At 60.8% G+C, this 12,000-nt stretch carries 9 protein-coding genes; 5 read left to right on the forward strand and 4 right to left on the reverse strand.

All coding sequences use genetic code 11. The features are described from left to right. The 4 genes from DOU50_RS03325 to DOU50_RS03340 form a co-directional block, all read left to right on the forward strand. Window positions 1-3,202 (forward strand): BapA/Bap/LapF family large adhesin (locus DOU50_RS03325; RefSeq protein ID WP_148768811.1); only part of this gene is annotated, 3,202 nt, incomplete at its 5' end. Window positions 3,203-3,282: 80 nt separating this feature from the next. Further along, entirely contained in the window at window positions 3,283-4,686 is a 1,404-nt protein-coding gene (locus DOU50_RS03330; protein WP_048992709.1) for a TolC family outer membrane protein, read from the forward strand. Then, complete coding sequence (locus tag DOU50_RS03335) at window positions 4,683-6,890, forward strand: type I secretion system permease/ATPase (RefSeq protein WP_090418302.1); 2,208 nt, start codon at window positions 4,683-4,685, stop codon at window positions 6,888-6,890. The genes DOU50_RS03330 and DOU50_RS03335 overlap by 4 nt, the downstream gene beginning before the upstream one ends. Before the next feature lie 10 nt (window positions 6,891-6,900). Next, complete coding sequence (locus DOU50_RS03340; protein WP_086374946.1) at window positions 6,901-8,070, forward strand: HlyD family efflux transporter periplasmic adaptor subunit; 1,170 nt, start codon at window positions 6,901-6,903, stop codon at window positions 8,068-8,070. Here the strand turns inward: DOU50_RS03340 and DOU50_RS03345 are convergent, their stop codons facing one another. Then, window positions 8,071-8,856 (reverse strand): AraC family transcriptional regulator, encoded by a 786-nt coding sequence (locus DOU50_RS03345; RefSeq protein WP_090418305.1) that lies wholly within the window; start codon window positions 8,854-8,856, stop codon window positions 8,071-8,073. Between the two features lie 97 nt (window positions 8,857-8,953). Between DOU50_RS03345 and DOU50_RS03350 the strand changes: the two genes are divergently transcribed. Then, window positions 8,954-9,373, forward strand: coding sequence for a nuclear transport factor 2 family protein (locus DOU50_RS03350; RefSeq protein ID WP_148768812.1), 420 nt, complete (start codon window positions 8,954-8,956; stop codon window positions 9,371-9,373). A gap of 2 nt (window positions 9,374-9,375) precedes the next feature. On the opposite strand, the gene DOU50_RS03355 is transcribed toward DOU50_RS03350, so the two are convergent. From DOU50_RS03355 to DOU50_RS03365, 3 genes are all read right to left on the reverse strand, one after another. Then, on the reverse strand, window positions 9,376-9,894 hold the full coding sequence (locus DOU50_RS03355) for a DUF6622 family protein (protein ID WP_024907665.1): 519 nt from the start codon (window positions 9,892-9,894) through the stop codon (window positions 9,376-9,378). 85 nt (window positions 9,895-9,979) lie between these two features. Beyond that, window positions 9,980-11,161, reverse strand: coding sequence for a PLP-dependent aminotransferase family protein (locus DOU50_RS03360; RefSeq protein ID WP_148768813.1), 1,182 nt, complete (start codon window positions 11,159-11,161; stop codon window positions 9,980-9,982). 20 nt (window positions 11,162-11,181) lie between these two features. After that, on the reverse strand, window positions 11,182-12,000 hold an 819-nt coding region (locus DOU50_RS03365), incomplete at its 5' end, for a LysR substrate-binding domain-containing protein (protein ID WP_148768814.1).

Raw genomic sequence — 12,000 nt, forward strand, 5'->3', positions numbered from 1 at the left:
CGTCACCGGGCCGGTGACCGGTACGAATCCGACCAACGACACGCGCCCAACGCTGAGCGGGACAGCCGAAGCGAATGCCACGGTGCGGATCTACGATGGCATCACGCTGGTGGGTACGGTGACCGCCGATGGCAGCGGCAACTGGACCCTGCCGCAAACTACCACCGCGCTGGCGGAAGGCACGCATAACTTCACCGCCACGGCCACCGATGCGGCGGGCAACACCAGCGTGGCGTCCGCCGTGACGACGATTATCGTCGATACGATCGCGCCAACGGCACCGACCGGGACCTTCAACGCTGACGGTAGCGTCCTGTCCGGGACTGCGGAAGCAGGCAGCACCGTCGCTATCCGCCTTGCGGACGGCTCGACGGTGACCGCCACTGCGGGCAGCAACGGCACCTACAGCTACACCTTCATTAACAAACAGACCGAAGGCCAGACGCTGCAGATCACCGCCACCGACGCCGCTGGCAACACCTCGCTGCCGGGCTCTGCCCTTGCGCCGGTGGTGCCGCTCTCCGCCAGCAATAACGTCGAAGAGCTGAACCTCAGCACCACGGCAACCGTGACCAACAGCCAGTACAGCGATTACGGCTTCCTGCTGGTCGGCGCCGTCGGCAACGTCCTGACGCTGCTGGGCAACGATACCGCCCAGGTGAACTTCACGGTGGGCAGCGGCGGCAGCGCGGATATCGTGGTGAACGCCAACGCCACGGGGGCGGTGCTCTCTCTGCTCAATACCCTGGAGCTGGTGGTTCAGCATTACGTCAACGGCGCCTGGACCACCGTGGTGGATACCGGCCAGCCGCAGTTTGCCGATCTGCTGACCCTCGGTGCAACCGGCGTCTCACTGAACCTGACCGGGCTGGCTGACGGCAACTATCGCGTGCTCAGCTACAACACCAACCTGCTGGCGACCGGCTCCTACACCAGCCTCGACGTGGCGGTGAAAGAGACCGGTCCGGGTACGGTCACCGGTGAAACCAGCCTCAACGGCAACGTGATCCTCGATACGGATCCAACCGCCGGCAGCGACAACGCGCCAGCAGGGACCACTATCTCCGCGGTCACTAACGCCCAGGGCGCCACCACCAGCGTGAACGCCGACGGCACGGTGATTCAGGGCCAGTACGGTACGCTGACCATTAACCGCGACGGCAGCTACACCTACAGCCTGACCGACACCAGCGCCGCGGTCATTGGCCGCACGGAGAGCTTCACCTACACCATCACCCATAACGGCGTCAGCGCGTCGGCACAGCTGGTGCTGTCCTTGGGTGCCGGTACGGTAGTCAACGGTATTGTCGCCGTTGACGACACCAACGCCCTGACCTTCGACACCAGCGTGCACGAAGTTAATAACGGCGCCTCGTCTCAGAACGGTTTTACCCTGGTGGGCATTAATCTCGGCAACACGCTGGGGCTTAACCTGCTGGACGACATGACCAACCCGATTATTTACAACGTGGAGGAAGGCACGACCCGCACCATGACCATCCAGGCCTCCGTGGGCGGCGTGGCGCTGGCGTCGGTATTCGATCTGTACGTCTATAAGTTCAACAACGCGACCCAGACCTTCGAGCAGGTTCGCGTCGAGTCGGGCTGGCTGCGCGCCCCGCTGCTGGGGGGCACGTCACCGCAGCTGACGCTAAATCTGCCTGCCGGGGAGTACCTGTTCTTACTCAATACCGCATCGGGGATCGCCGTCCTGACGGGCTACACGCTGAGCGTCCTGCAGGATCATGTCTACAGCGTGGCAAGCATCAGCGAAACCACCACGGGCGACGTGCTGGCGAATGACCCGGTTCCAGCGGGCACGCTGGTTACGGAAGTGAACGGCGTGGCGGTCAACAGCAGCGGCACCACCACCATTCAGGGGGAATACGGCACGCTGACCATCAATGCGTCCGGTCAGTACACCTATACCCTGAGAAGCGGCGTGGGGGCGGACCATATCAGCACGCCGGATACCTTCGTTTACACCGTTACCGCGCTTGACGGCTCGAAGGATACGGCATCGCTCAACATCACTCCAACCGCGCAGGCAATGAATGCGGTCAACGATGTCAGCGCCACGATGGACCTCACCTCGGTGCATCACACGTCGGTCTACTCGGATACCACCGTGGGCGTCGCCAGCTGGACGACGGCCCTGTTCTCATCAACCCAGGGCAGCGGAAGCGGAACCTTCGTGGTCGACCCAAACACCGCGCTGCACAACGCGTCGCTGCACTTTAGCGTGACCTCGGGGCTGGCGCTGGGCGGACTGACGGTGAACTGGTCCATCAGCGACGGCTCGGGCGTCATCCGCAGCGGCTCCTTCAGCGGCGGCTCGCTGCTGGGCGGCAGTATCGACGTTCCGTTGACCGGGCTGGATCTCAACGCCGGGACCTATACGCTGAACTTTACCGGCAGCGTCCCGGGGCTCAGCGTGGGGACCATCACCATCACGCCAAGCGTGAACGGCACCACCTACTCGCTGAGTGATTTTGACGTCACAGGCAGCCACACCGTCAACGGCAACATCTTTGACGGTACCGACTCTGGCGGCGTGCTGGATCAGCTCCACTCGGTGGATACCCGTCTGAGCGTGACCGGTTACAACGGCGTGACCACCACGCTGGATCCGTATACCGGCAGCGCAACGGTGAACATCACCGGCCATTACGGCATCCTGGCGATCGGCGCAGACGGTCATTACACCTATACCCTCAACAGCGGGGTATCGCTCTCAACCATGACCTCGAAGGAGACCTTCAACTACACCCTGACCGATGCCAACGGCAACACGGACAGCGCCACGCTAACCATCAATATGGCGCCGCAGTTCATCAGCTCGGAGCATAACGACGCCATCACCGGTACGGCCTACGGCGATACGCTGATTTACCAGGTGCTGAACAGTACGGTGGGGAATGCCACGGCGGGTAACACCAGCAGCGCCGGAGGCGATCACTGGACCGGGTTCTCGCTGGCGCAGGGAGACAAGATCGACATTGGCGATCTGCTGGTGGGCTGGGACGGTAATACCGCCTCGCTGGGGAATTATATCCATGTCACACAAAGCGGTAGCAACACTGTGATCTCCATCGACCGTGATGGTGCGGGGTCCACCTACACTAATACCACGCTCGTTACGCTTGATAACGTTCAGACCACCTACGACGAGCTTGTTAACCAGCAACACATCATTACCTGATAGCACCTGCAAGAGATGACCCGGGCGCACAGCGCCCGGGCATAACAATAAAGCTTTACTTATTTTATTAGGGACATGACATGGGAATGAAGATGCCTTACTGGTGGCTCTCGTGCTGCCTGATATCTGTGCCCGCTTTCTGCGCAAATCCGGCGGCAACCATCAATACCGGACAGCTTCGCGAAACGCAGGAACTCCCCTCACTCAACGGGCGCGTGGCCCCGGTAGCAGGCAACGCCGCTCCAGGTTCATTGCAGCTTGGCGAGGCCGTCAACCGCGCCGTTACCTGGCACCCGGCCATCAGCGAAGCCGTGGGCAAACTCTACCAGCAGAGCGAAGAGGTGGACGTCGCGAAATCAAAATACTATCCGCAGATTAATGCCGGCGTGGACAACGGTTATTCCCACGACGGCGATCAGAACGGCTTTACGCCGTCGCTGGTGCTTTCTCTCTCACAAATGCTCTACGACTTTGGCAAAGTGGCCAGCCAGGTGCGCGCCGAAAGTGCTGGCGTTGCCCAGCAGCAGGCCAACGTGCTGGTGAGTATCGACACCATCGCCCACGATACCGCCGTTGCCATGGTACAGGTGCAAACCTGGCAGCAGATGGTCGACACCGCCAAAGAGCAGCTTGAAGCCCTCTCTTCCATCGGCACGCTGACCCGCCAGCGTAACGACGAGGGCGCCACGTCGCTCTCTGACGTGGTGCAGACCGATGCGCGTATCGAAGGCGCTCGCGCCCAGCTGATGCAGTACCAGGCCAGCCTGGACAGCGCCCGCGCCACGCTGATGAGCTTTCTCGGCTGGAACAGCCTGAACGCGATCAGCAATGACTTTCCGCAAAAGCTGGCCCGCAGCTGCGATGTCGCCGAGCCGGACGACCGTCTGGTTCCCGCCGTTCTCGCTGCCTGGGCGCAGGCTAACGTCGCCCAGGCTAACCTCGACTACGCCGATGCGCAGATGACGCCAACCGTCTCACTGGAGCCGGAGGTGCGTCACTACATGAACGATCGCTACGCGGGCAGCGAAACGCGGGATCGCACCCAGTATTCCGCATGGGTGAAAGTGCAGATGCCGCTCTATCAGGGCGGCGGCCTCACCGCCCGGCGTAACGCTGCCGGACACGCGGTGGAGGCGGCGCAGTCCACCATTCAGCGCACGCGCCTGGATGTCCGCCAGAAACTGCTGGAAGCCCGTAGCCAGGTGATGAGCCTGCAAAGCACGCTGCAAATCCAGGGCCGCCAGGAAGCCCTCAGCGCCCGCACCCGTGAGCTGTACCAGCAGCAATATCTTGACCTCGGCTCGCGCCCGCTGCTCGACGTGCTCAACGCCGAACAGGAGGTCTATCAGGCGCGCTTCACCCAGCAGCAGACCCTCGGTCAGCTGCACCAGCTGCAGCTCAACTGCCTGTATAACACCGGGCAGCTGCGTCATGCGTTCGATCTTGATAACCGCACCATCCAGACCGTGGAGATCCAGCCATGAAGCAGCGTGATATCCCGCAAGGTGAAAACATGACGGATGAGGCGCTGGCGCAGTGGGCGCAGGCCTTTGGCTTTATCGCCACGCGCTACCGCGTCGCCTGCTCGCCCGGCGCGCTGATCGCAGGCGCACCGTGGCTGAAAGGCAAACCGATGGTACCCGCCCTCACCCAGCTGGCGCGTGAGGCGGGGTTGTCGTTTCAACTGCTCACCGCTGACCAGCAGTCGATCAACAGCTGGCGTCTGCCGGTGGTGGTGGCGCTGAATGACGGCCGGGTCGGTGCGATCGAGCACTTCGACGGCGATGACACGCTGGAAGTCAGCTTTTTCGGCGATGAGACCTACACCAACCGGCTGTCGATGACGGCGATGCTGCCCGCTATCCGCCACGTTATTGCCCTGCGTCCACTCGCCGCGCTGAAGGACAGCCGCGTGGACGCCTATATCTCAAAATACCGACCGGACTGGCTCTACCGCCTGGTGATGCGCGATCTCCGCCCCTACAGCTGGGTGATGCTCGCCGCGCTGTTTATCAACGTGCTGTCGCTTTCCGGGATCGTCTTTTCCATGCAGGTCTATGACCGGGTGATCCCCGCCCAGTCCTACCCGACGCTGTACGTCCTGACCATCGGGGTGCTGATCGCCACCCTGTTTGGCTTCGTGCTGCGCGTGGCGCGCGGCCACATTATGGATCTGCTCGGCAAGCGCTCGGATATGCGCGTTTCGGATCGCGTCTTCGGCCACGCGCTGCGGCTGCGCAACAGCGCGATTCCCCGATCCACCGGGAGCTTTATCTCACAGCTGCGCGAGCTGGAGCAGATCCGCGAGATGGTCACCTCGTCCACCATCTCGACGATTGTCGACCTGCCCTTCTTTTTACTGTTCGTGGTGGTGCTGGCGATCATCGCCCCACAGCTGGCGTGGATCGCCCCGGTCGCGGCGGTGATCATGGTCCTGCCCGGCCTGCTGCTGCAGAAAAAGCTGGCGGAGCTGGCAAAGCAGTCGGCCCATGAATCAACCCTGCGCAATGCGGTGCTGGTGGAGAGCGTGCAGGGGCTGGAGGACATCAAGCTGATGCAGGCGGAAAACCGCTTTTTGCAGCAGTGGAACAGCTATATCCAGATCACCGCGGAATCCGGCCTGCGCACCCGCGAGCTGACGCAGAACCTGATCAGCTGGGGGATGACCATCCAGAGCCTGGTTTACGCCGCCGTGATTGTGGTCGGCGCGCCGATGGTGATCGACGGTACCCTGACCACCGGCTCGGTGGTCGCTGCGTCGATGCTGGCCTCCCGCATGATCGCCCCGATGGCGACGCTGTGCGGCGTGCTGGCCCGCTGGCAGCAGGTTAAAGCGGCAAAAGAGGGGCTGGACAGCATCATGCAGCTCCCCACCGAAAACCAGCGCGAGGAGACGCCGATCCGCCAGGACGTGCTGCGCGGACACTATCTCTTCGAGCAGGCGCAGTTCCGCTATCAGCCGGACGATCCGCGCATGGCGCTGCGCATTAACCGCCTGGAGATCGTGCCGGGTGAGAAAGTGGCGATCCTCGGGCGCAACGGCGCGGGCAAATCGACCCTGCTGCAGGCGATGGCGGGCGGGATGGATCTGGCGGCGGGCGAGCTGCGGCTCGACGGCTTCAGCCTGCCGCATCTCGACGTGGCGGACGTGCGGCGCAACGTCGGCTTTATGACCCAGAACGCGCGGCTGTTTTACGGCACCCTGCGCGAGAACATCACCCTCGGCATGCCGCGCGCCACCGACGAAGAGATCTTCGAGGCGCTGGAGCTGACCGGCGCGGCGGGCTTCGTGCAGAAGCTGCCCAAGGGGCTGGACTACCCGATCATGGAAAACGGCGTGGGACTCTCCGGCGGGCAGCGTCAGTCGATTCTGCTGGCGCGGATGCTGCTGCGCGATCCGAATATCGTGCTGATGGATGAACCCACCGCCTCGCTGGACGAGCATACCGAGCGGGAATTCATCCAGCGCCTGGGCGACTGGCTCGGGCACCGCACCCTGATCGTCGCCACCCATCGCGTACCGGTGCTGGAGCTGGTGGAGCGCGTGGTCGTGTTGAAAGAGGGCATGCTGGTGATGGACGCGCCAAAAGCCCAGGCGCTGAGCAACAGCCGTATGCAGCAGCAACAGCAACAGCAGCAACAGGCAGCAACCGGACGGGAGTGGAAAAATGAAAATCAGTCAGCGTGACGTGGCGGCAATGGACGATCTGGATAACGCCCTCGACTCTGAAAGCGGCTACACCGGCGCGCGTCGGATCGTGATCTTCTCGCTGCTGATGTTTGTGGTGCTGGGCGTCTGGGCGTGGTTTGGCGTGCTGGATGAGGTGTCAACCGGATCGGGGAAAGTGATCCCCAGCTCGCGCGAGCAGGTCTTACAGTCTCTCGACGGCGGGATCCTCACCGAGCTGAACGTCCACGAGGGCGATCAGGTGCAAGCCGGGCAGGTGCTGGCGCGGCTTGATCCGACCCGTTCCGAGTCAAACGTCGGCGAAAGCGCGGCGCGCTACCGCGCCTCGCTGGCCTCCAGCGCCCGCCTGTACGCCGAGGTAAACGATCTGCCGCTGAAATTCCCGCCGTCGCTGGCGAAATGGCCGGATCTGATTGCCGACGAAACCCGGCTGTACAACTCGCGCCGCGCGCAGCTGGAGGATACCCAGCGGGAGCTTCGCGCCGCGTTGGATCTGGCTAACAAAGAGCTGGCCATTACCCAGCGGCTGGTGAAAACCGGGGCCGCCAGCCACGTGGAGGTGCTGCGCCTGCAGCGGCAGAAAAGCGATCTGGAGCTGAAGCTCACCGACGTGCGTTCGCAGTATTACGTCCAGGCGCGCGAGGCGCTCTCCAAGGCCAACGCGGAGGTGGATATGGTCTCGGCGATCCTGAAAGGCCGTCAGGATTCCGTCACCCGTCTGACGGTGAAATCGCCGGTGCGCGGGATCGTCAAAAACATCAAGGTCACCACCATCGGCGGGGTGATCCCGCCCAACGGCGAGCTGATGGAGATAGTGCCGGTGGACGATCACCTGCTGATCGAAACCCGCCTCTCGCCGCGTGATATCGCTTTTATCCACCCGAACCAGGAAGCGCTGGTCAAAATCACCGCCTACGACTACGCCATTTACGGCGGGCTGCACGGCGTGGTCGAGACCATTTCCCCGGACACCATTCAGGACGAGGCCAAGCCGGAGGTGTTTTACTACCGTGTGTTTATCCGCACCAGCCAGGATTACCTGGTCAATAAGGCGGGCAGGCATTTCTCGATTGTGCCGGGGATGATTGCCACGGTAGACATTAAGACCGGCGAGAAAACGGTGCTGGATTATCTGATTAAGCCGTTCAACCGGGCGAAAGAGGCGCTGAGGGAGCGGTAGTCAATCGCCGGGTGGCGGCTTCGCCTTACCCGGCCTACATTGTATAGCTGAGCGGGACGTGGGGAGGGCATCAGACCGCAACATCGCCCACTGCCCCGGTGTTTTACCGGTCCATGCTCTGAAAACCTCAATAAATGCGCTGACGCTGCTGTAGCCGCAGGACAGCGCAATCCACCCTACCGGCTTCCCCGCCGCCAGCCACTCCATTGCCTGCATGACGCGCGCCAGCTGCCGCCAGTTAACAAAGTTCATTCCGGTCTGGGCACTAAACCGACGGTTGAACGTACGTACGCTCATCCCAGCATGAATAGCATGACTCTCGACCGTCTGGTTATCATCGACAAACTGCAGCAAATGGCTGACCACGTTCTTCAGACGCGGATCCGTCGGCACGGGAAGAGAAAAGTGAGCCTGGGGCGTCAGGGCAAGCTCATCCAGCAGCAAAGTCAGCTTTCGCGGATCGTACTCACTCTCTGCACCACATAAACGGCTAAACAGAGCATGGGTCAGATCGTCGGGCTCGAACAGCGCGGGCGTATCGGGAAGCCCTGCACAGCTGGCGGGTTCAAGATAGATAGCGCAGCCTTCTATCTCACTTTCAGAAAAAGCGGCGTGCTGCTGACCTGGCGGGATCCAGCCGATGTGTTTTGCCGGTACGACCGAGCGCGCCTGCTGCGTCTCAATGACCAACAGACCCGTTGCAATGCGCCACAGCTGGCCGGTGCGATGACTATGCAACGGCGTTCGATACCCGCCGGGATGACGGAGCGTTTCAAAACTGACCATCTCATTTTGACCGAAAATCGTTATTCATCGACGCATTACAGAAACTACGTCTTCGGCTGTCAAGGATAATGGGGACTCAATCACATAAGGAGCCCGCATGAGCATTATCACGTCCCTGATAGCCGACACCGACAACGCCGCGCAGCGCGAAAAGATGGCGTGCCTGTTAACCTGCTTATTCAACGGCGATATCGATCCGGCAGAGGTATTTACACCCGATTACCAGCAGTTTACGGACGATCACGCGCTTGACTACCGGGGTTTTGTCCAGCATCTGAGCCACGTAAGCTCACAGATCCGCACGATCGCCTTTACCGTGGTGGAGATAGCCTGTCATGACGAACTTCTGGCTGACCGGCATATCGTGACGGTCACGTATCCTGATGGTCGTCAGGCAGAGATCGAGGTTTACCTGTTTGCCGCGCTGCGTGAAGGGAAAATCTGGCGGATCCATGAAGTCACGCGAGCACTCAGCGGCGATGCTGCAGACCGCACGCTGGCACACGCGACAGAATAACGTCACTCCGCCGGGCGCGGTGCGGCGCTGTTATACACGCCAATATAGCGCGCAAATTTCCCGATAAACACGCCGGCAAACACGCCGCCGGAGACGATCGCCAGCGCGCTCATGGCGGGCTGCTGCATCGTCTGGGGAGAGACCGCGCTCATCACGCCCAGCACATACTTGACCCCGAACGCCAGCATCATAAACGGCAGCGCGGTGTAGTCTGCCTGGCGGAAAAGGGTGCGCGGCGCCTCTGCGCGGGTGATAACCGCCTGCTTAATCAGGAAATACCCCAGCGCGGCCCCGGCGAGGATCCCCGCCGTCCACAATGCGACAGACCCGGGGGTTAACGTGCGGTAGACCACCAGATCGTAGATATCCCAGAGAAGAAAGATAGCGGGAATGATGGCAAGCCTCTCCAGCGTAACGGTAGCGGGCCTGCGGGCTTTAATGCCGCGAGAGATGAGGAAGATAAACAGCACCCACACCCAGACGGGCGTGTGGGTAACGACACCGATCAGAAATTCAAACATGGAACTCACCATGAACGATAGCGGCCCGTGCCGCCCTGAACGCGTATTGCGCATAACGGCAGGAAAGCCATTATGCGCAGCTCTTTTAGAGCGATTTTTTCAGGCGTTGAACCGCCTCTTTCAGATCTTCATCCGTTGGCGTCACAAATGACATGCGCAGCGTCGTTGGGTCTGGCTCATTGCAGTAGAAAAACTCGCCAGGCACAAATACTACGCCGTTGCTTAACGTTTTTTCAAGCCAGCGGGTGGTGTTACTACCATTATTCATCTTCGCCCACAGGAACATCCCGCCCTTCGGCTTGTGGAACGACATCACGTCGCCCAGCTCGGTTTCCAGCTCGGTTGCGAACGTCTGGTATTTCTGGCGATAGGCTTCGCGGATCATTTTAATCTGATCGGCCAGACGACCTGTTTTCAGGTATTCATACGTCATCAGCTGCGACAGCGTGCTGGTGTGCAGATCGGTGGTTTGCTTAAGGTTCACTACCGCGCGCTTCAGCCATTCCGGTACCAGCACCCAGCCTACGCGAGTCCCCGGCGCGAGAATTTTAGAGAAGGTTGAGGTATACACCACGTTCTCTTCATTGCCGATATCTTTGGCATGGGCGATTAACGGGCGGAAGACTTCATCGGTATAATTAATTTCGCTGTACGGATCGTCTTCAATAATCACGAAGTCATAGCGCTTTGATAATTCCACCAGCTGCTTACGGCGCGCTTCAGAAAGGGTTACCCCGCCAGGGTTGCCAAACGTCGGAACAATATAGACCGCTTTGATGGCTTTCTTTGCCACCAGGGCCTCAAGTTCGTCCACCTTCATACCGTCGCCGTCGGTGCCAACGGATTCAAAGTTGGCCTGCGCCAGGCCGAAGACCTGCAGCGCGGCAAGATAGGTTGGACGCTCAACCACAACGGTGTCACCCGGGTTGATTAACGCACGCGCCAGCACGTCAAGCGATTGCTGTGAACCAGAGGTCACGACCACATCATCGGCCTTACAGGCGATACCGCGCCCCTCGCAGATGCGTTTAATTTCCTCGCGCAGCCCCGGGACGCCTTCCGTCAGGCCGTACTGGAACGCCTCGCCAAAATGCTGAGATAAGACGGCATCGGCAGCAATTTTAAGCCCTTCGTGATCGAACAGATCGGGATTAGGAATCCCCCCGCCCAGCGAAATCACCCCTGCCATTTTGCTATGTTTTAATAATTCACGGATGGCAGATGATTGCAGGCCCTGCGCGCTGCTGGCGAGTTTGTTTGCAGACATTCTTTGATTACCTTCTTTTTTTATATTGTGCCCAATCTTAGCAGAATATGGGCGATAAATTCCGTAAGCTTAGGCAGTTGACGTAAATCCTGACGCCACAATAAATGCACCGGCCTCGGCGCGGGCGTGAACGGCTCCAGCACGCGTACCAGCCTGCCGCTTGCCAGCTCTTCCGCCACCAGCACTTCCGGTTGCAGCAACAGCCCCGCCCCGGCCCGCGCCGCCATGCGTAAGCCGTAGCCGTCGTTACATCTTAAGATCGCATCCCGCTTCCAGCGCACCTCTCCTTCCACGCCCGGCAGCCGCCACTCGTTGCGTGCAGTCCACACCGTGTGCGAAAGACAGAGATGATCCACCAGATCGTCTGGCGTTTGCGGCGTGCCGTGTCGCGCTAAATAGTCCGGTGCGGCGCAGATCACCATGTTGTAGGGGCACAGATATTTCGCCACCAGATCGTCATTACGAACGTCACCAATGCGAATGGCCAGATCGACGCCCTCCTCCACCAGATCGACCATCCGATTGGTGAGATCCAGCTCGATGCGTACCTCCGGGTAGCACTGCAAAAAGGTGGCCGTCAGCGGGGCAATCACGCAGCCGCCAAACGACGTGGGTGCCGTAACGCGCAACGTTCCGGCAGGTGCAGCACGGAGCCGCTCGACTGCATTCTCAGCAATGGAGACCTGCTCCAGCACCCGCTTCGCCTCGTCGAAATAGACGCGTCCGGCATCCGTCAGGCTCTGACGGCGCGTGTTACGCTCCAGCAGGCGGGTACCAAGCTGTGATTCCAGCAGCGCAACGTACTTGCCCACCATCACCGCCGACATCTCCAGCCGTGC

The organism is Enterobacter sp. C6 (assembly GCF_008122455.1).
GTDB lineage: Bacteria > Pseudomonadota > Gammaproteobacteria > Enterobacterales > Enterobacteriaceae > Enterobacter > Enterobacter pseudoroggenkampii.

Coding starts and splice junctions, on each gene's coding strand:
- DOU50_RS03330 (WP_048992709.1), top strand. CDS start 3,283: ATGGGAATGAAGATGCCTTACTGGTGGCTCTCGTGCTGCCTGATATCT.
- DOU50_RS03335 (WP_090418302.1), top strand. CDS start 4,683: ATGAAGCAGCGTGATATCCCGCAAGGTGAAAACATGACGGATGAGGCG.
- DOU50_RS03340 (WP_086374946.1), top strand. CDS start 6,901: ATGGACGATCTGGATAACGCCCTCGACTCTGAAAGCGGCTACACCGGC.
- DOU50_RS03345 (WP_090418305.1), bottom strand. CDS start 8,856: ATGGTCAGTTTTGAAACGCTCCGTCATCCCGGCGGGTATCGAACGCCG.
- DOU50_RS03350 (WP_148768812.1), top strand. CDS start 8,954: ATGAGCATTATCACGTCCCTGATAGCCGACACCGACAACGCCGCGCAG.
- DOU50_RS03355 (WP_024907665.1), bottom strand. CDS start 9,894: ATGTTTGAATTTCTGATCGGTGTCGTTACCCACACGCCCGTCTGGGTG.
- DOU50_RS03360 (WP_148768813.1), bottom strand. CDS start 11,161: ATGTCTGCAAACAAACTCGCCAGCAGCGCGCAGGGCCTGCAATCATCT.